At 44.7% G+C, this 21,033-nt stretch carries 23 protein-coding genes; 12 read left to right on the plus strand and 11 right to left on the minus strand.

Annotated features, from left to right (window positions below):
* The first annotated feature begins 19 nt into the window (after window positions 1–19).
* Window positions 20–1,627, plus strand: a complete 1,608-nt coding sequence (locus LEP1GSC061_RS09300; protein WP_016545363.1) for a hypothetical protein — start codon at window positions 20–22, stop codon at window positions 1,625–1,627.
* A 72-nt stretch (window positions 1,628–1,699) separates the two neighbouring features.
* Here LEP1GSC061_RS09300 and LEP1GSC061_RS09305 read toward each other — a convergent pair whose 3' ends face one another.
* The gene (locus tag LEP1GSC061_RS09305) at window positions 1,700–2,692 is read right to left on the minus strand and encodes an alpha/beta fold hydrolase (RefSeq protein WP_016545211.1); all 993 of its coding nucleotides are present in this window, start codon (window positions 2,690–2,692) and stop codon (window positions 1,700–1,702) included.
* A 73-nt stretch (window positions 2,693–2,765) separates the two neighbouring features.
* On the minus strand, window positions 2,766–3,581 hold the full coding sequence (locus LEP1GSC061_RS09310) for a carbon-nitrogen hydrolase family protein (RefSeq protein ID WP_016545140.1): 816 nt from the start codon (window positions 3,579–3,581) through the stop codon (window positions 2,766–2,768).
* Between the two features lie 95 nt (window positions 3,582–3,676).
* Here LEP1GSC061_RS09310 and LEP1GSC061_RS09315 point away from each other — a divergent pair, with 95 nt between their 5' ends.
* Entirely contained in the window at window positions 3,677–4,276 is a 600-nt protein-coding gene (locus LEP1GSC061_RS09315) for a hypothetical protein (protein WP_016545405.1), read from the plus strand.
* 13 nt (window positions 4,277–4,289) lie between these two features.
* Here the strand turns inward: LEP1GSC061_RS09315 and LEP1GSC061_RS09320 are convergent, their stop codons facing one another.
* On the minus strand, window positions 4,290–5,486 hold the full coding sequence (locus LEP1GSC061_RS09320; protein ID WP_016545308.1) for a DegT/DnrJ/EryC1/StrS family aminotransferase: 1,197 nt from the start codon (window positions 5,484–5,486) through the stop codon (window positions 4,290–4,292).
* Window positions 5,487–5,605: 119 nt separating this feature from the next.
* Here LEP1GSC061_RS09320 and add point away from each other — a divergent pair, with 119 nt between their 5' ends.
* Together add and LEP1GSC061_RS09330 are read left to right on the plus strand one after the other, a co-directional pair.
* On the plus strand, window positions 5,606–6,940 hold the full coding sequence (add, locus tag LEP1GSC061_RS09325) for an adenosine deaminase (RefSeq protein ID WP_016545336.1): 1,335 nt from the start codon (window positions 5,606–5,608) through the stop codon (window positions 6,938–6,940).
* A gap of 97 nt (window positions 6,941–7,037) precedes the next feature.
* Complete coding sequence (locus LEP1GSC061_RS09330) at window positions 7,038–7,583, plus strand: GyrI-like domain-containing protein (protein ID WP_040508466.1); 546 nt, start codon at window positions 7,038–7,040, stop codon at window positions 7,581–7,583.
* Between the two features lie 6 nt (window positions 7,584–7,589).
* Here the strand turns inward: LEP1GSC061_RS09330 and LEP1GSC061_RS09335 are convergent, their stop codons facing one another.
* Entirely contained in the window at window positions 7,590–8,552 is a 963-nt protein-coding gene (locus tag LEP1GSC061_RS09335; protein ID WP_156844533.1) for a hypothetical protein, read from the minus strand.
* Between the two features lie 196 nt (window positions 8,553–8,748).
* Between LEP1GSC061_RS09335 and LEP1GSC061_RS09340 the strand changes: the two genes are divergently transcribed.
* Complete coding sequence (locus LEP1GSC061_RS09340) at window positions 8,749–10,083, plus strand: adenylate/guanylate cyclase domain-containing protein (RefSeq protein WP_016545306.1); 1,335 nt, start codon at window positions 8,749–8,751, stop codon at window positions 10,081–10,083.
* 2 nt (window positions 10,084–10,085) lie between these two features.
* Here the strand turns inward: LEP1GSC061_RS09340 and LEP1GSC061_RS09345 are convergent, their stop codons facing one another.
* Genes LEP1GSC061_RS09345 through LEP1GSC061_RS09360 form a run of 4 tightly spaced genes read right to left on the minus strand, consistent with a single transcriptional unit; the run spans window position 10,086 to window position 12,238 of the window.
* Window positions 10,086–10,451 carry an MmcQ/YjbR family DNA-binding protein gene (locus LEP1GSC061_RS09345; RefSeq protein ID WP_016545372.1) on the minus strand — a complete coding sequence of 122 codons (366 nt, stop codon included), beginning with the start codon at window positions 10,449–10,451 and terminating at the stop codon, window positions 10,086–10,088.
* A gap of 31 nt (window positions 10,452–10,482) precedes the next feature.
* Window positions 10,483–11,424, minus strand: coding sequence for a M28 family peptidase (locus LEP1GSC061_RS09350; RefSeq protein WP_016545142.1), 942 nt, complete (start codon window positions 11,422–11,424; stop codon window positions 10,483–10,485).
* Between the two features lie 9 nt (window positions 11,425–11,433).
* Window positions 11,434–11,808 carry a hypothetical protein gene (locus LEP1GSC061_RS09355; RefSeq protein ID WP_016545273.1) on the minus strand — a complete coding sequence of 125 codons (375 nt, stop codon included), beginning with the start codon at window positions 11,806–11,808 and terminating at the stop codon, window positions 11,434–11,436.
* 55 nt (window positions 11,809–11,863) lie between these two features.
* Entirely contained in the window at window positions 11,864–12,238 is a 375-nt protein-coding gene (locus LEP1GSC061_RS09360; protein ID WP_016545276.1) for a DoxX family protein, read from the minus strand.
* A 119-nt stretch (window positions 12,239–12,357) separates the two neighbouring features.
* Here LEP1GSC061_RS09360 and LEP1GSC061_RS09365 point away from each other — a divergent pair, with 119 nt between their 5' ends.
* From LEP1GSC061_RS09365 to LEP1GSC061_RS09395, 7 genes are all read left to right on the plus strand, one after another.
* Window positions 12,358–12,750, plus strand: coding sequence for a winged helix-turn-helix transcriptional regulator (locus tag LEP1GSC061_RS09365; RefSeq protein ID WP_016545343.1), 393 nt, complete (start codon window positions 12,358–12,360; stop codon window positions 12,748–12,750).
* A 134-nt stretch (window positions 12,751–12,884) separates the two neighbouring features.
* On the plus strand, window positions 12,885–13,703 hold the full coding sequence (locus tag LEP1GSC061_RS09370) for an efflux RND transporter periplasmic adaptor subunit (protein ID WP_040508374.1): 819 nt from the start codon (window positions 12,885–12,887) through the stop codon (window positions 13,701–13,703).
* Window position 13,704: 1 nt separating this feature from the next.
* Window positions 13,705–14,952: an ABC transporter permease gene (locus tag LEP1GSC061_RS09375; RefSeq protein WP_016545339.1), complete on the plus strand. Its 1,248-nt coding sequence runs from the start codon at window positions 13,705–13,707 to the stop codon at window positions 14,950–14,952.
* Window positions 14,952–15,623: an ABC transporter ATP-binding protein gene (locus LEP1GSC061_RS09380; RefSeq protein ID WP_016545433.1), complete on the plus strand. Its 672-nt coding sequence runs from the start codon at window positions 14,952–14,954 to the stop codon at window positions 15,621–15,623. The genes LEP1GSC061_RS09375 and LEP1GSC061_RS09380 overlap by 1 nt, the downstream gene beginning before the upstream one ends.
* Complete coding sequence (locus LEP1GSC061_RS09385) at window positions 15,623–16,201, plus strand: TetR/AcrR family transcriptional regulator (protein ID WP_016545411.1); 579 nt, start codon at window positions 15,623–15,625, stop codon at window positions 16,199–16,201. Before LEP1GSC061_RS09380 ends, LEP1GSC061_RS09385 begins: the two co-directional genes overlap by 1 nt.
* Window positions 16,202–16,305: 104 nt before the next feature.
* Window positions 16,306–17,121, plus strand: coding sequence for a hypothetical protein (locus LEP1GSC061_RS09390; RefSeq protein WP_040508376.1), 816 nt, complete (start codon window positions 16,306–16,308; stop codon window positions 17,119–17,121).
* The gene (locus tag LEP1GSC061_RS09395) at window positions 17,118–17,651 is read left to right on the plus strand and encodes a Panacea domain-containing protein (protein ID WP_016545281.1); all 534 of its coding nucleotides are present in this window, start codon (window positions 17,118–17,120) and stop codon (window positions 17,649–17,651) included. Before LEP1GSC061_RS09390 ends, LEP1GSC061_RS09395 begins: the two co-directional genes overlap by 4 nt.
* Before the next feature lie 32 nt (window positions 17,652–17,683).
* On the opposite strand, the gene prfB is transcribed toward LEP1GSC061_RS09395, so the two are convergent.
* The 3 genes from prfB to purD all read right to left on the minus strand — a co-directional run bounded on the left by prfB (window position 17,684) and on the right by purD (window position 21,023).
* The gene (gene prfB / locus LEP1GSC061_RS09400) at window positions 17,684–18,787 is read right to left on the minus strand and encodes a peptide chain release factor 2 (protein ID WP_016545348.1); all 1,104 of its coding nucleotides are present in this window, start codon (window positions 18,785–18,787) and stop codon (window positions 17,684–17,686) included.
* Between the two features lie 114 nt (window positions 18,788–18,901).
* Window positions 18,902–19,747: a hypothetical protein gene (locus LEP1GSC061_RS09405; RefSeq protein ID WP_016545288.1), complete on the minus strand. Its 846-nt coding sequence runs from the start codon at window positions 19,745–19,747 to the stop codon at window positions 18,902–18,904.
* 4 nt (window positions 19,748–19,751) lie between these two features.
* On the minus strand, window positions 19,752–21,023 hold the full coding sequence (gene purD / locus LEP1GSC061_RS09410; protein WP_016545354.1) for a phosphoribosylamine--glycine ligase: 1,272 nt from the start codon (window positions 21,021–21,023) through the stop codon (window positions 19,752–19,754).
* Window positions 21,024–21,033: the final 10 nt, after the last annotated feature.

Here is a 21,033-nt window from a genome sequence, read left to right on the forward strand (position 1 = left end):
AGAATGCGGGGAATGGGAAATGAATGCAAGTGAAGCCATACCCACGGGAGAGCAATATTCCGGGAAATATTTAAACTTTAGGCCTGCCTATCTTAAGATCAAGTCTAAGGATTCTTATCCTCACGGAGAGCGGCCTTACTTTAGCCCCGAGACGGAACGATTATTGGTGACCGCTGCGGAGAATTCCAGTCTCGTCGGTTTAGCCGGCGGAAAACTTCCCTCGATTCCGGCCATGTCTGCGTTGGATCCAAAATTTCTGGAGGAGCTTAGATCCTTGGTGCAGGAAGGTCTGATTCTTCTCATACCCAGGATATTCTTCAATAAGACCAACGGTAATCTAGAGTTAGCCTTTAACGTATTAGCATCCTTTTCTTCGAAAAAGACCAACCCGGAAAATATCAAAAGCGTATTCTTTGAAAGCATGAGAAAATCCGCCTGGGCCGTAAGGACTTACGAGATTATCTCCCAGAGAGGGGCGGACATATCCTTGCCTTTCCTATTGGCTTCGTTGGCGGAAGGGACTTCTCCGGGGGTGGATTCGGAAGCTCGGGATATACCGAAGGATTTATTACGGAAAATATATTATAAAAACATAATTCATACGGATGTGATTAAGGATAGTTTGGCGCTTATCCACTCGTTTATAGAGGAGGAGGGAATATTAACGCCCACTATCGGTTGCGGATATGTGCATATTCCCGACCAGGAGGTCGACGTCTTATTCGATCTGGTATCCGATTTATATGCTAAGAAAGTGATTCCGAAACTCGTGGAGAATAGTCCTAAGCTGGCTGAAAATCTGATTTCCCTCAGAGAAAACGTTTTAACCGAGGAATCCAATCTTCTTTCCTCGGATCCTATATTCGTGCGTAAAAGTATCTTCTCGGAAGAGTTCGCAAAACTAGGTCATCTTATGAAATCGAATTCGGCATACTGCGATTTCTTTCGTTTAGCTAAAGTAGTATCTCAAAAATCTTTGGAATCGGATACGTTTACAAGAGAAGCGAGAGAAAAGGCCGTCGAAAACGGTTTGAGAAAGGCGGTTCTAAACGGAAAAGGAGCGTTGGGAAAATTTCTTTCCTTAGGAATCGGACGGGACGTCGCCTGGGATTCGAAGATTGCCAAGTCCGTGCAGGAGGATCCCGCCTTATTGAGTTACGCGTTCTATTCCGAAGGAACTCCGGAATTATTCGTTTGTCCTTCGGAGGATGCTGCAATCAGGGAAATTTTACGGGCGCTCAATGAAAAATATTCCTTCAGAAATTCCTCCGTTTTGAATCTATTACTTCTTCTTTTTAAACATAAGCAGAAATTAATGGGACTACTTTCCGATTCTTCTACTAAGGATCATTTTTGCGAGTTAGGCTATCATTGTCTTTCGGATTCCTTTTCCTGGTTCCGACGATTATTATTTTCCTTGGGAATAAGAGGCTCTTTGTTGAATTCCGTTTTGGCCGAACTAGGAACGATTCAGTACCATCAGTTGAACGAAAAAATGCGATTCGAAGAGAAACTGAGCCAAATTAAGAATCAATTACGCCAGGAATTGATCACGGAAGTAAGGGACCTTTTGGAGACGATTCTTCATGGCGACGAGGACGATTCCAGAGATCGCAGGAATTGGTAGTCATCATATTTTATATAAAAAAGCTGCCTATAGGACTAGACTGCCGCGTTCTATTGTAGACCGAGTAAGGATCTATTTTTCCAAGCATTCCGAAAGCGCGGAAAGAAAAAGATTCGGATCTTCCAATTGAGGAATATGTCCTAGACCTTCTAAGACTTTCAATCGGGAACCCGGCAAGGCCTTTGCCAAGTTCTCACCTTGACTTATCGGAGTAACCGTATCTTGGTTTCCCCAAAGAATATGGATCGGCATCTTCATTCCGGAGACGTTAACCGGGAGATCTTCCGAGAGAGAAGGGTCGTTTTTCGTTACGAATTGTGCCATCCATTTCCCCATATACTCGGTGCTATTCTCTAGTCTCATCGGCACTCGTATCATCGCCGCTTTTTCGTCGGTGATCGCTTCTTTCTTATTCACGAAGGACCGGAATAATGTCTTAGTAAGAAAAGGGTTTGTCCCCGTTGCGGAAAAGATCGGATTGCGGATCCAGTCCTTATCGAGTGCGAATCGAACGTAAGCGGGGATTTCCGGGGCCGAGTAACTAGGTTCGATTTGAGCAGCTATGTCGACTAATACGAGTTTATCCACGATGCTCGGCTCTAAAAGGGCGGCGTGGAGAGTCGGGCCTCCTCCGAAAGAATGGCCCACCAGAATCGCTTTAGAAATTCCTAAACTATGCAATATTCCCAGGATTCGTTTTCCTTGGGTCCGAGTGCTGAAAGAAGAAATATCCGGTCTCTCCGAGAAGCCGAAAGGAGGTAGATCGATGGAAATAGTACGATATCCCTTGCTCGCGATGGAGTGTTGGATATCCTTCCAGATTTCGCTCCAGGCGCCCATTCCGTGTACGAATAATACGACCTTGCCGTCCTTAGGGCCGATTTCTTGGATAAAGATTTCGACATCTTCTCCTTTTACGAATTTCCCCGAATTCGGAGCGGATGAGATTCTATTTTCCTTTTCTCGGAGAGAGGCAGCGATCCGGAAAGAAAGAAGAATTAGGAAAATTAGAAGAATAAAACCGGAGAATAGGAGGGCCAGGAAGCGGGATATTTTTTTGATCATAGGTAGTTTCCTAATTTGGTTTTATCCTTTGGAAGAATTTTTCGGTCATAGAAAAACCGGGTTTTTTTAAATCTTATAATCCGATCTTTCTGTGTCGGAGGGCCGGGATTTTCTTTCTCGCTTTTTTCACTTCTTCTAAGTCTATATCCGCAAGGATCACTTTTTCCCCTTCCATCGCGTCGGCTAGGATCCTCCCCCAGGGATCGACAACCAAAGAATGTCCGTAAGTTTCTCTACCTCCTGAATGAGTTCCTGTTTGTGCGGGAGCGAGAATATAACATTGGTTTTCTATCGCCCTCGCTCTGAGTAGGACTTCCCAATGAGCTTCCCCGGTTAGCTTGGTAAAGGCCGCGGGGACGAATACGATATCGCTTTCCTGATCCGCCAATTTACGGAATAACTCGGGGAATCGCAAATCGTAACATACGACGGAGGAAATATTTCCCAATTCGGAGTTACGATATACGGGAGGGATTTCTTTGCCCGCCTCTACGCTCCGGGATTCCCTGTATTCCACTCCGTCTCCAGGGTCGGTATCGAATAAATGAATTTTATGATATTGGAATATTTCTTTCCCATCGGGACCGAAAAGAGCGGCGGTGTTATAAACTTTCCCGCCGGGCGCCGGGCTGGGAAAACCTCCCGCTAAAACGGTTATTTTATTCTTTTTTGATATGTTTTCCAGGAAGGAGCGGGTCTTCGTCTCGATTTCGGCTCCTCTTTCCAGCTTTTCTTTTTCCGATCCCAGAAATGGAAAATTCTCCGGAAGCCCTAGTAGTTTGGCTCCGCCTGAAACGGCTTCCTCCGCCAACTTCTCGCATTTTTGCAGATTGAAATCCAAATCCGCCCGACTATTCAACTGGATTAAGGCGGCTTTAAATCGGGACATACGGAAAGAATTCCTAGGAAGGGATGCAATTGCAAAGAATATTGCGTCCGCATTCTGCTTGTCTTCCCGTTTTCCGAAAGAAATTTTGTAGGAACATGTCCTTTTCTCTCAAAGAATTCAACTCCATCCAATCCTTCTATCTCCGAAAAGAACATAAGGAGAATGCTTGGGCCCTAGTATACCTTCTGCTTCGTTTTTTAAGTAGCGGAGAAGGCGCCATACAAGCCGTTCAAACCGCATGGTTGCAAGGCTTACCAGAGAATCTTTCCGAAGCCGATAAAAAAGAGGCGGGAGAAAGAGTGTTGGAATTAGCGGATCTCGTATTGGATGCTCTTCGAGGTTGGAGAGACCTCGCAGATGAGGAAGGTTCCGAGGCTGTCATGGAAGACGTTCTGGAATTGGGCCAGGCGGTTCTTATGGAAACCAAGGAGATGGGCGACTTATCCTCCTTAGTCAGAGAGGAATCTTTGGAAATTCTTTCCGATCTATGTTCCGTATGCGGGGTGGAAATTCCTTCTTCCGGGTATAAGAAGATAGACTTGGCCTCTTTCGAGGATTCTGAAATCGCCGAAGAAGTGGAGGAATGGATGATCGCTCTTTCTTCCTTCGACAAGGCGGAAGAAGCCTCCGACTTGGAGGACGGTTTCCTAGTCCTCTTCGTGAAGGTGTTTTTGTTTTATATATTCTTTAAGTAAAGACGGGATAGGTTTACAAGCCCGAAAAGATTTCTTTCACCGCTGTGACCACGTCCTCTACGTCCGCGTCCGTCATTCCGGCGAACAGAGGAAGAGAAAGGGTTCTCTTGTACATCGCATCCGCGTTCGGATAATTTCTTCTTTCATAACCGAACCTTTGGTAAAAAGGATGCTCGTATAAAGGAATGAAATGAAGGCTCGAGCCTATATTGCGTTTGTGTAATTCTGCGCAAAAAATGTCCCGGTTGATTTTTCCGGGAACCGTATCCACTTCCACACGGAATAGATGCCAGGAATGTTCTCCGTCCTTAGCGAGTAGAGGCATGTGTAGGAAAGGGAGTTGGGAGAATTCGGAGCGATAGATATCCGCGATTTGCGTTCTTCTCTTCCAGAGATCCTCCGCTTCGGATAATTGCACTAGACCGATCGCGGCGGCGATATCGCTCATATTATACTTGAATCCGGGTGACACGACCTCGTAGTACCAGCCGGGGCGCCCGTAGGTCTCTCGATTGATTCCGTGCAGTCGCATGAGCTTCATTCTCTCGGCAAAGTGAGCGTGACGGGTGGTGACCATTCCGCCTTCTCCGGTAGTGATTCCCTTGGTTGCATAAAAACTGAAAACGGTGAAATCCCCGTGAGTTCCCACTTTCTTGCCCTTATAGCTGGCCGGGAATGCGTGCGCGGAATCTTCGATTACATAAAGATGATATTCTCTTGCGAGAGAATTCAATACGTCCATATCGCAGACAACTCCCGCCAAATGCACCGGCATCATTGCCCGGACGGTCTTGCCGGTCTTCTTGTGGATCAGGTTTCCTTTGGAGAAGATACATTCTCTTTCTATGGTATGGCGAAAAGAATGCTCGGTCATGATATTATGGATCGGATCCACGTCGGTCAGAATGGGTTCTGCCCCGAAATAGCAAACCGTCTCGGCGGTCGCGGTAAACGTTACTGCAGGGACAAGAACCGCGTCCTCGGAGCAGAGTCCGATGGACTCTAGCGCAAGATGTAAACCCGCAGTAGCGGAATTCATGGCCAGAGCGAAATCGGCTCCTACGTATCTGGCGAATTCTTCTTCGAATTCCTTTACCTTGGGTCCGGAAGTGATCCAGCCGGAGCGTAGTACCGCAGCCACCTCTTCGATCGCTTTTTCGGAAATCGAGGGCAGGGCGAATGGTAGATACGTTTTCCTGGTTGTGATCATGCGACAAAATCCTCCGGCGCTTTTTCTAAGATCGGCGGAATTCCGGAAAAGATGAGGGGAAAACCACGAGAATCTTTTTCCGAATTGAAATCCGGAGGGGGCTCTCTTAGGCTGCTCTCGTGGGTTTGACCTTCGCGGAAATTTTAGACAGAATCAGAATCCTGGATCGGGACGTCTCGGAATTGAATCGTCTGAAGAGCCGACTCCCCGCGGATCGTCCTTATTCTTCTTCCTTACAGATTTCTTTCGACAAGCAGATCAATAATCTACTGAACGAGAGGGTCCGCCTCTTGGATCTGGAGATAGAAAATCCTCCTCGTTGGATTCTAGGTGACACCGAATCTTTCGAGGCGGGTAGATCCACAGCTTCTGCTCTTCTGGAGCCTACCGATCTTTCCTCCAAAAAACTCCAGGATCAGGACGTAATCAATTTCATACGAGAGTTGCCTAAGACCGAAATCCATCTTCACTTGGAAGCCTGCGTAAATAAGGAAACCATGAAGAAGCTTATGGCTAAGAATTCGATCCAGCTCAGCGACGAGGAATTCGAGGCAAAATTCAATTTCAAGGATCTGAACGGTTTTATTCAGGTATTCTTCTTTATACAGAGTCTCGTCAAAGAACCCGCGGACTTATATCATTTTGTAGGAAGTCTCGCCGAGTACATGAGGACCAATAATATCCTTTATACGGAAGTCTTCTTTGCTCCTTCCAAGTTCATCCAAAACGGTTTGGATTTCGAGGAAATGGTCCAGCAACTCGTGGACGGAATCCGTGAAGAAAAGACCAAAGACGGAATCGAAATCAGACTCTTGGTGGACGTTTCCCGTTCCTTCGGACCGGAGAATGCGATGAACAACCTGAATCGCGTTCTTAAATTAAAGCACAAGGAAGTGATCGGAATCGGACTCGGCGGAGCCGAATTGATGGGACCCGCCAGGGATTATGCCGAAGTATTCCGAAAAGCCAGAGAGGCAGGCTTGCGCGTGGTCGCGCATTCGGGAGAAGACGACGGCCCTTGGGCGATTTGGGAAGCGGTGGAATTATGCAAAGCGGAAAGAATAGGACACGGAACCTCCGCCATCCAAGACCCGGAACTCGTAAATTATTTGAGAGAACACAAGATCCCGATAGAAATATGTGTTACGTCTAATGTGTTTACCGGTAAATACGTTCGTAAGGAACAAAATCATCCGGTCCGCTATTATTACGACCAGGGAATTCCTCTCTGTATCAATACCGACGATCCTGAAATTTTCAACGTCAATCTGACTTACGAATATTTCAAGCTATGGAGATTTTTGGATTTCTCTTTGGAAGAAATCGTGGACCTAGTCCGCCAAGGCGTATTCGCCACTTTCCATCCCCAAAAGGAAAGTCTCTGGAAAGAGATGGATATCAAAATCAAAAAGGTGAAGGAAAAATACGGTCTTCTCGAATCTAGTTTGAAATAGAACTTCCTTTTTCTTTCCTCCTACAACCGAATTCCCGCTTGCTTTTCCGAGATTTTAGGAATCTTCTATTTCCTCGTTTATAGGGGCTTTTATGAAATTGAAAATTTCCATCTACGCTTTGTTGACATTAGTCATATTCGCGACGGGACTCTATTATTATCTGGGTGGATTCGATCCGATCCAAGTCCGAGAAGAAACTCTCGGACCTTTCTACGTCCTTACCCATCAAAGAACGGGCGATTATCGTAATGTAGGCGAAACATTCGAAGTGATCCAGAAAGAGTTTCCCGAAAAAGGACTCAAAGGATATAAACTTTTCGGAATGTATTTTGATAATCCGAATAAGGTTCCTAAGGAAAAATTGCGATCCGAAGTCGGAGCGGTATTCCTTTCTCCCGTGGACAATGTTCCGGAAGGTTTATCCCTTCCGTTGAAGCTAAGGACCATCGAGGCCCGTCGTTATCTCGTGGCCGATTTTCCTCTGAAGAATTTTCTTTCTATCTTTGTGGGAATCGTCCGGGTCTATCCGAAACTCATGGAAGCCTGCGAACAAAAAGGTTGCAATATGGAAGGAAAATACTCCATAGAAATCTACGATCCTTTGGAAGGAAGGACTAGCAGATATCTGATGCCTTTGGATTGATCCGTCTTAAAATTGGGCGGAGAGTCCTAGGTAAAATCCCTTTAAGGTCTCTTGGTAACGGCCTCTGTATACTGGAAACGCGTTCGGCCCCGTAGGAGAATTGCTAAAGGTGAACACAGTATCTTGGAACCCGTCGTAGTCGAACCAACTATTGATAAAATTACCGCCTATATATAGGACAAGATTCTTCCAAATCCTGTATCCGAAAGAAAGGTCGATTTCGTAACCTTGGAATCGACCTTTAGTATGCGGATTGGTAAGGTACGTCTGGTAATAAGTGTTTCCTCCGGAAGAATATAGAAGATCGTTTTTGTAGGATCTTTCTCCCTGTGTGGAAAAGAGATCCATGGATAAAGTCGCTCTAAAATCGCCGGAAGGATTTAGGATCGCCTTAAAAGACAGTTGAGGACCGAATGTCTGCATTTCTTCTTCGAAAACCGAAGAGGATCTACCTGCAGTTCTTCTCTTATAGATATTTCGTATCCCGCCTCCGATTTCCATTTGTAGGAACTGGGATTCTTTAAAGGAAAAAAAGGCGTTTAGTTTGGTGTCTCTCCTTTGGGTAGGTGTAAGATAGACCTTGTCGAAGTAGACTTGGGAAGAGGTATATATTATACTCTCATTATAATACGCGTCTCCGATTAGAATGGACTGGTTTGAGAATTCGAATTTGAGATTCTTGTCCGGAATCCAATAGTTGAAAGATAAGGCGGATATATTTTTCCGATTGTCTTTTAGATCCGAATAATCGGTGTCCATGCTATCACGTTGTTTTGCTCGGTAGAATTCAGCCGGAACATATTGCTCGGATAGGAATTTTAAGGTATATCCGAAACTCCAATCTTTGCGTTTCGGATCGGAAATCGTCTTATCCGGAGAATTCTTGGTATCGATTCCGTTATCCGGAAGAGTTTGAGCGGAAAGGGCGCTGAACGCAAAAAACGCTAACGTGAACAATATTTTTTTCAATTTGTTTTCCTTACTACATACGAGATCGGGCCTGGGTAAAGGAAAGTCCATTAAATTTTTATCATTTTCTAAGTATGTTAGTGCTTCTCGGGATCGAAATATTTTAAAATAAGATCTATTTTCCGGACTCTTTTTTTGGGAAAGCGGGATAAATGTGGCTTTCCAAGGCGGAAAATAGCCTAAGAATCTGGCCCTCATGACCCGTACTTGGTTGGATTATTGCAAGTTTCCTCATACGATCTGGAAACGATTATTGTCTTTAGGAGCCGGAGGTAGCCCGGATGCAAGATACATCGTCGCCACGAATGCGGTCGTTCTGATTTCCGGCCTTTTTACGGTGATCTATTATGTGATTTTCACGATTTTCGGAGTCTACTTCCCGCTTTGGTTGTATCTGCTTTGGATCGTGAACGTAGCCGGTTACGCCTGCGTTTTATTTTGCAATGTTAAACAAAGGCATAGGTCCGCGAGAGTCTTACTTGCGATCGCGGGCTGCATGCAGCTTTTCATGATTTCTAGTATTCTCCCGCCGGAAGCCGGGCTGGATTTGTATATTATAGCGAGTTTCGCTCTCCCTTTTTATATTTTTCCGCCCGAAGAGAAAATCTTCATCTACGCAATGGAAACGATTCTTGCGCTTCTTTTCGTTTTAGTTCATATTCTTCCCTATTTCTTCGAACCGATTCTGAAATTGGATCCCGGCTATCGGAGTTATTTTTACTTTACGAGTCTCGTCCTAGTGATCGCTTGGTTCTCCTTTATAGGAAAAGAATTGGCCCAGGCGGCATGGGATGCGGATCTTTCTCTCAAGGAGGAAAAGGAGAAAACAGAATTACTTTTACTGAATATTCTTCCCAAAGAAACTGCGGAAGAATTGAAGAGATCCGGAACTTCCGAGCCTAGGCTTATAACTCAAGCCACAGTGCTTTTTACTGATTTTTACGGATTCACATCTATTGCGGAAAAATTAACACCTCACGAACTGGTCAAGGAGTTGGACTTTTGCTTTCGTCATTTCGATTCGGTTACCGAGACGCACAGATTGGAAAAATTAAAGACCATAGGCGATGCTTATATGTGCGTAGCCGGAGTTCCTACGTATCGTTCTTCTCATGCAGTGGACAGCTTACTCGCGGCAATGGAAATGACGGAAAGATTGGAGGAATTAGCTGAGTTAAAGGCGGGACCGGGTTGGACGGCCAGAATCGGAGTGCATTCGGGACCTCTGGTTGCCGGAGTCATAGGAGCTAGAAAATTCTCTTACGACGTTTGGGGGGACACTGTAAATCTTGCCAGTCGCATGGAATCGAATAGCGAACCGGGTAAAGTGAATGTGTCTCAAGCGGTCGTAAATCTCACGAAGGACTTTTTTCAGTTTAAATCCAGAGGAAGGATACCTGTTAAGAATAAGGGAAGAACCGCCATGTTCTTTCTGACCGGTCTAAGGAAAGAGTATAGAGAGAAGAATGACCCAAGCATTCCTAACGCAAGGTTTTGGGAGGATTACGGTTATCGTTTCGGAAGAAGGTAAATCTATATTCGATTTATCTTCCGTAATAATTTGTCAGGAGCTACCAGCTTATAAGCTTCTCTTATCTGCTCTTTCATTTCGGTATCCGAGAATTTTTCCAGATGTAAGCCAATCCAGCCCCTCGCTCCCACATAAGCAGGCTTAAAAAAGCGATCAGGATCGAATTCCAATAGGATTTCCTGCCGATCGAAAGTCGATTTAAGCCATAATCCAAGGCGACCATCTCCATGGTGGTTTTCCGCATAGATGGCAAAACCTTTTCCTTTTATTTGAAATTTGATCGTTCCCATCGCTTTGAACTCTTCTACTTCGGGCAATGAGAGACAGAATTTTCGAACGCTTGCAAGATGATCCTTATTCTTCGACATACCAAGATGGGGAATTGCCGGATTCGAAAAGTCAAATCTTATCGCTTAAAAGAAGGGAGAGGATCGCCCGAACCGTTTCCGCGATCTTGTTGAAATTCAAAGTCGACATAGTGTCCGACTTTTGATGATAATTTTTATTTCTTAAGAAAGCGGTATCGGTGATCATCAGGGCCTTGTATCCGAACTTCCAATAATTCAGATGGTCCGAAAAGTCCACACCTTCCAAACTTTCTGGAGCGATTAAGGTCTCGCAGGGAAGGTCCGTCTCGTTCTGAAAAACATTCTTTAGGATCTTTAGATATTTGGATTCTTTCCTTCTTCCGACTGCGGCTATGAAATTACCTCGATTCGGATAGATCCATTTCAACGGAAAGATCGGGTATTCCTGGGATCCGTCTGCTTCGGAAAAATATCCTATCGTTTCCAGACTGATCATAAGTTCTATATTTTCATTTTTATCTTTCAAAGATTTGGCATGTACATAACTACCCATCTTGTCGGTTCGAAAAAAAGGAGGTTCTTCCAAGGAATAGGCGACTAAAATGATTTCAGAAGTAAGATTCTTTTCCCGGATTTTTACGATTCTCGCAATTTCCAATAAAGCCGAGACTCCCGATGCATTATCGTCCGCACCTTCCTGATCTCCCGCCACATCGTAATGAGCTCCGATCACTATCTTTTTGGATCCTACCGGTCCGATGCGAACTTCCAGATTCTGGTATTTTGATCCGTCTACTTGGAAATACTGCCTTTTGGGAGAATATCCGAAGTTTAAAAATGTTTGATGGATAAAATCGGCCGCTTTGTTCAAAGAAGATATATTGCGATAATTTCGAAAAGGACGGATAGAGGAAATATCGGAGGCATATTCTTTAATCTTAGCCGCATCCGGGGCGATCTGAGGAGAAGAATATGAATCGAATCCGATCGTAAGGAATAAAATACAGAAAGAATAAAACGATTTTCTAATCATCGGATCCTCCTAATAACGAACATTAGAACTCACCGTTTTAATTCTCATGTCCTTAGCGGATATCAGAACGCTGATGCTTTCCGCTCCGTGAAGAATTAAAACGTCCTCGGGAACATCGTCGTGCCGAAAGAATAAAACCAACCATTCTTCTCCGTCGCTTAGATATCTGATTTCGCAAGAAAGCTTAGTCCAAGTATTCATTCTCGGGTCCTTGCGTAAGGCTACACGGCGAGCGAGTTCCGCGATTTGTATATTGGAGGGGTCCTCACCTATACAACTGTAAAATCCTTGGTCCGGCGAATCCCGAACGATTTCGGAAACGCAATACAAAGAGAAGAACAGCGGAATAAAAAGGAGTTTTAAGAATCGAATTCGAGAATGCATTCTCTTCGCCTTCGACCGAAAGAGTGGATCGAAAGCGGAGAATGTAAAGAAAATTTTACGCCGGGACTCGTTCCGACTTTTTCCAGTAGAAATAGGAGAGCGAGTTGATCAAGAGGAATACTAAAGGTCCAGCAAAGTCCTGGTCGCCCGATAAGATATGCGATAGGAACGCTCCTATAAAATTAAAGGTAAAGCCTGCGTAAGCCCATTCTTTCAACTTCGGGAATTTAGGAAAGAGCAGGGCGGCCGCACCTAGTAATTTTGCGGTTCCTAGAATATTGATTAGATAAACCGGATATCCGAGTTTTCCGAAACCTTCCAGTATCTTATCCGCCTTACTTAAGTAAAGATAAGAGCTGAAAAGCATAGGAAGAGCGACTAGAAGTGTCAGACTCCAGTATAATATTTTGTTGATTCTTTCTTTGTTCATAAGAATTCCTTATTGTATGTTTGACGACCTAGTTACTAAAATATACTAAGTTGTAAATGTAATTTTAGTTGAATTTATTACGGTAATAAATAGATTAGTAACTTACTCGGAGGTAACCAATGGCAAAAAGTTCACAGGTCAGTCCTTTGACCTTATGTACTCAGCATGACGGATCCGCAGTTAGGGAACTTCTGACTAGAATCGCCGATAAATGGAGCATCTTCCTGATCGTAACTCTTGCGAAATCTCCTCAGAAGAAGGCCAGATTCTCCGAATTGAAGAATAATATCCCCGGAATATCCCAGAGGATGCTTACGACCACTCTACGAAATTTGGAAAGGGACGGGATGCTGACTCGGCAGATCTTTGCGGAGATTCCTCCCAGAGTAGAATACGAGCTTACGCCTCTCGGACTTAGCTTACTCTTACCCATGCAATCCTTGATCAATTGGGTGTCGGAAAATTGGTCCGAAGTGAATCGAGCCCGAGACAAGTACGATAAGAAAAAATAAACTCTTTCTATCGCTCGGAATTTGAATTCCGTTTCCGAATATGCCATTATGGCATCAATAAAGGTAAACTATTATGCATTAAAATAGTTTACTTATTCGGAGTGAATTCGTCCAACTGGTACAAAGAGGAAAATATGAAAGTAGCTGCGTGGGTTTGGAATGGTTGGGAGAGGACGAAAGGCTTTCCCAAATCGACGGCTGCGGTGGCCGTTATCCTTCTTGTCCTCTTGGTTTTTGCGATATTTAAGATACAAAGAGGACAAGTTCCTACTTCGGAAATTGTAAGAGGCTCGATTGTGGACGCGGTATATGGACTCGCCACGGTAAATTCTTCTAATGTATACCATCTGCGCGTCGCGATTCCTTCCGCTCTCCGTAAGATCTATGTGGAAGAAGGTGATACTGTTCAAGTAGGAGCTCCTCTGGTGGACTTCGACAGCTTCGGGACCATGAGGTCTCCTTTAGAAGGCATTGTTACGAATATCGCTTATGAAAATCGTGAAACCGTAGTTCCCCAAACTCCCGTGGTTACCGTTATGGATCTTAGAAAAAGATACCTTGCGGTTTCTTTAGAAGAGAAGGGGGCCGTAAAAGTGAAGAAGGGACAAGCGGTTAGGATAAGATTCGAGGCTTTGGGAGACAGGACCTTCGAAGGAGTCGTAAAATCCGTATATCCCATGGACGGCCAATTCGAGGTACATATAGAGCCTAAGAATATCCCAACGGAGATTCTGCCGGGGATGACGGCGGATGTGGCGATCGAAACTTCTATCAAGGAAAATGTGACTCTAATACCCATCCGAGGTATCAAATCCGGGAAAGTAAAAATATTAAGAAACGGTAAAGTATCTACAAAAGAAATCACCATAGGCTTAAGTAACGGAGAATATGCCGAGTTGCTTTCCGGAGAAGTAGATCCAGGGGACAAGGTATTCCTTACGGAGGGAAATTGAGATGTTCTTTATCGCTCTCCGGCAAATGTCGGCCCGAAAAAAGCAAACAATCTTGACCTTATTCGGAATCGTATTGGGTGCCGCGGCCTATATAGTGATTTCGGGAATTTTGCTGGGACTTCGGGAATATCTAGTGGACCAACTCGTGAACAACGACGCCCATGTGAAGATTTCGGCCCAAGTAAAAATCATCGGAGAGAAGGATATGGATTTCATTCTATTCGATAGAAAGGAAATCCCGCTTTGGTCCGTACCTCCTTCCGGGAGAAGGGATAGCGCCCAGATCGAAAATCAGGCAGGATGGCTCAAGAAAGTTTCGAAGGACGAGGAAGTGGAGGCGAGTTCCCCGCAACTTCAAGTAAAAGTAATTTATAGAAAAGGAAAGATATCCGAAGCGGGTCGGATCCTAGGAGTCAAGCCGGAACTACAGGCGAAGGTCGCGCGAATCCGAGAGAATATGATTTCGGGGGATTTTATCGAAATCAAGGAAAGCGGAAATAAGCTGATCATAGGGGAAGGGCTTCGGCTTTTGCTCGGAGCCAGGGTAAACGATACCGTATACGTATCTACGGGGAAGACCGAACCGATTCCTTTCAAAGTGGTCGGGGCCTTTCAGATGGGAAATAAGGCGGTGGACGATTCTTCCGCATACGCCAATCTTTCGGACGTTCAGAATTTGAATCAGACCCCTAATCGTATCAGCGATATCGCGGTTCGATTGAAGGACGTTTCTCGGGCGACCCCGAAAGCTAGAGAATGGGCCAAAGAAGGGGACGTAAAAATCCAAAGCTGGGAGGACGTTAATGCGACTTTTATCTCGCTTTTTAAGATGCAGGACGCGATTCGATACGCTCTGGTAGGTACCATTCTTCTCGTAGCAGGATTCGGAATTTATAATATATTAAATATAGTGATCAGTCAAAAGAGAAGGGAGATCGCCATTCTGAGGTCCATAGGCTTCGAAGCGGGAGACATACTTAAGATTTTTCTGATTCAAGGGCTGATTTTGGGAGTCGCTGGCGGAGTTATAGGAATGATTATGGGGAACCTGATTTGTCGTAGACTCGAACATGTGTCCTTCTCGAATCCGCTCATGCAGACTAAATCCGGAATGATGACGGTTTCCTTCGAGCCGGGAATTTATCTCCAGGCTTTTCTACTCGCATTCATCGCCACTCTGATTGCGAGTATTTTTCCCGCAAGATCCGCGAGCCGTCTTTCTCCGATCGAAATCATAAGGGGGGAATAATGAGCATTCGATTGGAAAACGTTCGAAAAAGTTTCGGCAAGCCTCCCACGGACATCATTAAGGATGTCAGTCTGGAAATCAAAGCGGGAGAATTCGTATCCTTAACCGGAAAATCGGGATCGGGTAAGAGTACGCTTCTATATTTGATCAGTAGCTTGGATGATCCGACTCAAGGGAAAGTGCATATAGACGAAAAGGATCTGGCATCTCTCCCGCCAAAAGAATTGCATATGTTCCGGAATCGACATATGGGTTTCGTATTCCAATTCCATTACCTTCTGCCCGAATTCACATCTTTGGAAAACGTGCTTATGCCCGCTATGAAGGCGGGAGTCAGAGAAGAAAAGAAAAAAGACGCAATTGAGCTTCTGGAAAGATTCGGCTTAGGGGATAAGCTCGATCATATTCCTTCCCAATTATCCGGGGGCCAGATGCAAAGGGTCTCCATCGCAAGGGCATTGGTTATGAGGCCAAGGTATCTTTTTGCGGACGAACCTACCGGGGCCTTGGATTCCGCAAACGCTAAGATCGTGATGGATATATTCAAAAATATCAATAAGCAAGACGGGACTACGGTGATCATGGTGACGCACGATCCCGATTTTGCCAAGTCGGCCAAGAGGCAGATCCATCTAATCGACGGGAAGATCTCTAAGGAAAAGGTATCCTAGTGATCGAAAGAATTTTAGAGAGGACGTTCTTGCTTTTTCTGTCCTCCGGATTCGCTAAAACGAATACGGATCAGATCGCAAAGCACGTAGGCATCAGTAAGAGAACCCTGTATAAATATTACGATACCAAAGACAGGCTCGTGGATGCGGTTTTCGAATTGATTCGGAAGAAAGTGCAGAGTAAGTTCGACGAGGTCCTGAACGACCATAAAAGAGATCCTTTGGATCGTCTTAAAGAGATACTTTTCTTCATTTCTGAATTGGGTTCCAAGATGTCCAAGACTTTCGCCAGGGATATTGAAACGGTTCGACCGGATCTGTTCGAAACCATGAAGGAGTTCAGAAGGCAAAGGCTCTTAAGCCTGGCCGATCTTCTGAGGGAAGGACAGAAACGGGGATTGATACGAAAAGATATAACTCCCGAGTTGACTATCGATATACTATTAGCCGCAGTGGACGGTATCCTGAATCCTTCTTATCTTTTTCAGAGCCCTTACTCCAATACCATGGCCTTCGAAGCGATCGTGATGATTTTTCTAGAAGGAATACAGGAGAAGAAGGGGTCGTCCGGTCGTTGAAAAATCAATATTCCGTAAAGTGTAAATGCTTGGAATATGTATTCCAAGCATTTGGGAAATTTAATTTACTTGAAAGAAAGATTGGTGCATGATAAAAATTGCGTGTGACGGATCTTTTTTCAGGCTCAACAAATTACGAAGATTTTAAGAGAGATTTAAAGAAAAGTGAGTTAGTCGGAATCGTTGTTCTTTTTGATATGACATCCTCAACGGACTTAAAAGTGCAACAAGGGTTTCCCGGTTGGGTGACGTATTTGGAGAAGTTTAGTCAAATCATTGAAACTTCTTTTCCTCGTGAAAAGTTTGTTTGGCGGAAGTTTTTAGGGGATGCATATCTCTTCTTCATTCCTTCCGCAAATGAAAACAGGCCGGAACGATTGGATAAGCTTAAGAATAATCACCAGATTGTTCCTATATCGGCGGAAGAAATTTTCATACTTTGTAAAAGAGTTATGGACTCGTATTGGGAATTCTATAGCCCTTTTAGTAAAAGAAAGAGAGGAGAGAGCAAAAGTTCTGAGTTTCGTGAAATGACTTGCGCTATCGATTATGGAGGTGAGATTATTAATTGGAGCGAATTTTTGGATGCCGATGGGGTATTCGACCCTGTCGGAAAAACCGTAGACCGTTGTTTTCGAATATCCTCCATAGCAGGCCCGGGACAATTGATATTCTCTAAAGATTTTAAGAATCTTTTAGAGAAGGGTAACACTGAGAGCTTGCTCCAAGACGAATACTGTAAGTTTTCCTTTCCTGCCGGAACGTTAAAAGGATTTCCAACGGATGATCATGTTTACTACAGGGTTCCGAACGAAGACCAGGTAGAGTATATTCTTTCGCCCGATCATGTAGAATTGGTAGAACGTGCGAGACACTTATCTATTAAAGCGAAAATTAAACTTTTGGAGAAACGAAGATGAAAACGATCGAATCTTTATCGTTCCTATTTTCCCAGGACGTAAAGGAGCTTTCCAAGACGAAATGGAATAAATTGATGTTCTTTATGGATGGAGCGTTCGCATCTCTGGAAGAATCTAACGAAGGAATTACAGGTTTAGATTATGTTAAGCTTCCTTACGGTCCGGTATTAGACGGATATAAGGTTTTGCTCCAGGAAATCGTAAGGGACGGAATTTTAAGGATAGATCAATTCCCATCCGTATCCGATTCTTCCGTATTTTTGCATTCAGGAACAAATTCTAAAGTGAAACAAGAGGCGGAAGATTGGCTGAATGAACAAAATCAAGAGGTTCAAACCATTTATAAAAAGATAGTATCTTACTTTGGGCCGCATAATGCCGTGCAACTCTCCAATTTTAGCCATAAATTGGATGCTTGGAGAAAGCCTGATTTATACGCTCGTATACGTTTGGATTCTTTAATGAATGATAGTTTTCTTAAAGACAATGTCGGTAATGCTAATTTTGGCCAATGGTTATTAACCGTTTAAGCCTTGAACGTAAAAAGGAAACCTCACATTTTTTAAAGAGTCTTCAAGTAAGCCATAATAAACGGCTCGATATCTCCGTCCATAACCGCTTGCACGTTTCCTGTTTCATGATCCGTGCGATGGTCCTTTACCATATTATAAGGATGGAATACGTAGGAACGGATTTGGTTTCCCCAAGCGATGTCCTTCTTCTCTCCTGATTTCTTTTCCAGATCGTCCTTTAATCGCTCTTGTTCCAATTCGTAGAGGCGAGCCTTTAACATCTTAAATGCGGTGTCTCGGTTCTTGATCTGAGATCTTTCGTTCTGGCAGGCGACCACGATTCCTGTAGGAATATGTGTGATCCGAACCGCCGAGTCTGTAGTGTTAACGTGCTGGCCGCCCGCTCCGGAGGAACGATAGACGTCCACTCTGATGTCCTTGTCCTCGATCTTGATATCGATATCGTCGTCCAATTCCGGACTCACGTGAACGGAAACGAAAGAAGTATGTCTGCGTTTATTCGCGTCGAAGGGAGAGATACGAACCAGGCGATGCACTCCATTCTCGCATTTGAGAAAACCGTAGGCGAAGTCTCCGATTACGTGGATGGTAGCGTTTTTGATTCCCGCTCCGTCTCCTTCTTGGAAGTCGACGACGCTGTATTGGTATCCTTTCTTATCGAAGTACTTCATGTACATCCGGAATAGCATCTCGGCCCAGTCCTGGCTTTCGGTTCCCCCGGCCCCGGGATGGATATTCAAGAACGCGGGCTTTAGATCTTCGGGTTCGTTCAAAGCTCCCAGGAGTTCCAGTCTTTCGAATTCTGTTTTCAAGCGGAGATACTCGGAGCTCAGTTCGTCGACCCCTTCTTCTCCTTTTTCTTCGAAGGTCATTTCGACTAGATCGGGAAAGTCCAGTATATCTCTACGAATGGAAATCCAGGGTTCCAACTTTCTCTCCAGTTCCGTCTTTCTTTGGCTGACGGATTTTGCTTGGTCCGGGTTGTCCCAAAAAGTCGGCTCGGCGATGCGATCGTTGAAGGATTTGAGTTGGTCCTGGTCCTTATCCAGGTTTAGAAGTTTCCAACGATTTAAAAAGTTTTCCTGCAATTCCTTGGATAAGCGTTTTAATTCCTTGGCGTTTCTAACTTCCATATGATCGGGATAATTCTAGAGAATTCCTTTTTTTAGATTCGAGATATCGGGAGGAACGGTTTTAGGGACACTATCCCTTATTTACCGTCGGATGGGGGAATGGACCGACGGAATTTATCGGAAAAGAAAATCTTCGCTTTCTTCCCGGACTTGTTCCCAGCTAAAAACCGTATCCCTAAGTTGAGGGGTATTTCCCTCTACTGTGGATACAAGCTGGTATTCTTCCCTTTTACCAAATTCCTCCGGTAGTCGTTTTAGGACAAGTTTTCCGGAGCGGATTAGGTCCAAAACATGGAGAAGAAACGGATCCCTTTCCACTCGTTGGAGTTCCTTCATGGAGGAATAGAATGGGAAAAGACCCTTATAAAACCAGTCGGCCACTTCGTTCTTACCCGGAGCCCAGAGTTGTTCCAATCGGATGGATTCCTCTTGGACCAGACTCTTTCCTTGGAAGGGTTTTTGCAGATGTCTGCACTGAAAGTAGAGTTCGTGGTTGATCTCTCTAGGAAAGGTTCTTCCATAACCGGCGCCTATCCATTCCAACCAGGCTTTCTTCTCCTTACTCGGTAGACTGGGGATGAGAGCGAATAGATAATTCTGATTTCGGAATACTCTAGATTGCGCCAGAAAATCCAGGATCTCGTAAGGAATCATGAAATGTCCGGCTTGCCATTCGATAACGACGGGAACGTTTTCCACATCCAAATATTCTCCCGGAGTCTCGCCTTGTACTACATCTCCGAATTGAGTGAGAATGTATATGAAGGAGAGCAACTCTTTACGACTCATTCTTCTAATCAGAGTGTCCGAATCCAATTTGGATTTTAGAGAACTTCGGATCAGATTGTACTGTTCCAAAGGATATTGATGCGGAGAAAGGATAATACCTAGATACTTCTCGAGCTTGCGGAGATTATTTCTCTCAATTAAATCTATATTTCCGGAAACAAGGAACGGCATACAATTATAAGGCTTTCTTTGCGATATCCTTGCGGAAAAAAGTTTTAGGAATATGAACACCGCGTAGATAGGCGTAAGCTTTATCCACCGAGTCCTTTAAGTCTTTTCCGTAGGAGGAGATTCCTAGAATTCTTCCCCCTGTGGATATCAAGTTTCCATCCTTTTTTGCCGTGCCCGCATGAAAAACTACGAGATCCGAGTCGCCAGATTGTGGGAGGTCCAACGGAATATTCTTTGCATAAGAATCGGGATAACCTTCTGCGGCCAAAACGACTACCGTGGAGGCTCCCGATCTAAGCCCGATTTTCACTCCTTCTAGTGCCCCTTTGGCAGATGCGAAGAAGATTTCGACTAGGTCGCCCTCTAACATAGGTAATACGCATTGGGTTTCCGGATCTCCGAAGCGACAATTGAACTCGACTACTTTGGGATTTCCTTCTGAGTCGATCATTAATCCGGCGTATAATAGTCCTTTATAAGGATGGCCCTTCTTTCGAAAAGCGGAGAATACGGGCTGGAAGACGAGAGAATTCACTTTTTCTAATACTTTTTCGGTTACGATCGGGGCCGGGCAATAGGCACCCATACCTCCCGTATTCGGTCCCTGATCTCCGTCATACGCTCTTTTATGGTCCTGGGCCGCCGGAAGAGTGAAGTAGATTTCTCCGTCGCTGATCGCAAAGATGGAAGCTTCTTGCCCTTCCATGAACTCTTCAATCACTACTTTGTTGCCGCTGGATCCGAATTTCTTATCCAGAAAGATTTCCTTTAGAGCGGACTCGGCTTGGAAAAGTTCCAAGGCCACGGTTACTCCTTTGCCGGCAGCGAGTCCGTCCGCCTTAATTACGATAGGCGCTCCTTCTTTTCGAACATAAGAAAGCGCGGATTCATAATCTACGAATGAGGCGTACTTAGCCGTAGGAACTCCCGCTTCCACCATCAATGCTTTGGCAAATTCTTTAGAACCTTCTATTTGAGCGCAGAATGCGGACGGTCCGAAGACCGGCACTCCGATCTCGGCCAACCAATCTCCGATTCCGTCTACGAGGGGATCTTCGGGACCGACGACGACTAAATCATATTTGTTTTTTTGAATGAAGTTTTGGACGGAAGCTTTGCTCTTAAGGTCGAAGGATCCCGGAGGAAGTAGTTCCGAATCCGGAAACCCGCCGTTACCCGGAAATACATGCAAAGATTGCAATTTGGGAGATTGTCGGAGTTTGTAAGCGAGTGCGCTCTCTCTACCTCCGGAGCCGATTAGAAGAATATTAGACATAATTTTTTAG

It is taken from the genome of Leptospira wolffii serovar Khorat str. Khorat-H2 (genome assembly GCF_000306115.2).
Lineage (GTDB): Bacteria > Spirochaetota > Leptospiria > Leptospirales > Leptospiraceae > Leptospira_B > Leptospira_B wolffii.

What these genes read in the sequence shown, in the direction of transcription:
- LEP1GSC061_RS09315 (WP_016545405.1), top strand. Translation starts at nt 3,677, where the DNA reads ATGTCCTTTTCTCTCAAAGAATTCAACTCCATCCAATCCTTCTATCTC.
- LEP1GSC061_RS09340 (WP_016545306.1), top strand. Translation starts at nt 8,749, where the DNA reads ATGACCCGTACTTGGTTGGATTATTGCAAGTTTCCTCATACGATCTGG.
- LEP1GSC061_RS09345 (WP_016545372.1), bottom strand. Translation starts at nt 10,451, where the DNA reads ATGTCGAAGAATAAGGATCATCTTGCAAGCGTTCGAAAATTCTGTCTC.
- LEP1GSC061_RS09300 (WP_016545363.1), top strand. Translation starts at nt 20, where the DNA reads ATGAATGCAAGTGAAGCCATACCCACGGGAGAGCAATATTCCGGGAAA.
- LEP1GSC061_RS09355 (WP_016545273.1), bottom strand. Translation starts at nt 11,808, where the DNA reads ATGCATTCTCGAATTCGATTCTTAAAACTCCTTTTTATTCCGCTGTTC.
- purD (WP_016545354.1), bottom strand. Translation starts at nt 21,023, where the DNA reads ATGTCTAATATTCTTCTAATCGGCTCCGGAGGTAGAGAGAGCGCACTC.
- prfB (WP_016545348.1), bottom strand. Translation starts at nt 18,787, where the DNA reads ATGGAAGTTAGAAACGCCAAGGAATTAAAACGCTTATCCAAGGAATTG.
- LEP1GSC061_RS09305 (WP_016545211.1), bottom strand. Translation starts at nt 2,692, where the DNA reads ATGATCAAAAAAATATCCCGCTTCCTGGCCCTCCTATTCTCCGGTTTT.
- LEP1GSC061_RS09380 (WP_016545433.1), top strand. Translation starts at nt 14,952, where the DNA reads ATGAGCATTCGATTGGAAAACGTTCGAAAAAGTTTCGGCAAGCCTCCC.
- LEP1GSC061_RS09350 (WP_016545142.1), bottom strand. Translation starts at nt 11,424, where the DNA reads ATGATTAGAAAATCGTTTTATTCTTTCTGTATTTTATTCCTTACGATC.
- LEP1GSC061_RS09370 (WP_040508374.1), top strand. Translation starts at nt 12,885, where the DNA reads ATGAAAGTAGCTGCGTGGGTTTGGAATGGTTGGGAGAGGACGAAAGGC.
- LEP1GSC061_RS09360 (WP_016545276.1), bottom strand. Translation starts at nt 12,238, where the DNA reads ATGAACAAAGAAAGAATCAACAAAATATTATACTGGAGTCTGACACTT.
- LEP1GSC061_RS09365 (WP_016545343.1), top strand. Translation starts at nt 12,358, where the DNA reads ATGGCAAAAAGTTCACAGGTCAGTCCTTTGACCTTATGTACTCAGCAT.
- LEP1GSC061_RS09395 (WP_016545281.1), top strand. Translation starts at nt 17,118, where the DNA reads ATGAAAACGATCGAATCTTTATCGTTCCTATTTTCCCAGGACGTAAAG.
- LEP1GSC061_RS09310 (WP_016545140.1), bottom strand. Translation starts at nt 3,581, where the DNA reads ATGTCCCGATTTAAAGCCGCCTTAATCCAGTTGAATAGTCGGGCGGAT.
- LEP1GSC061_RS09405 (WP_016545288.1), bottom strand. Translation starts at nt 19,747, where the DNA reads ATGCCGTTCCTTGTTTCCGGAAATATAGATTTAATTGAGAGAAATAAT.
- LEP1GSC061_RS09320 (WP_016545308.1), bottom strand. Translation starts at nt 5,486, where the DNA reads ATGATCACAACCAGGAAAACGTATCTACCATTCGCCCTGCCCTCGATT.
- LEP1GSC061_RS09375 (WP_016545339.1), top strand. Translation starts at nt 13,705, where the DNA reads ATGTTCTTTATCGCTCTCCGGCAAATGTCGGCCCGAAAAAAGCAAACA.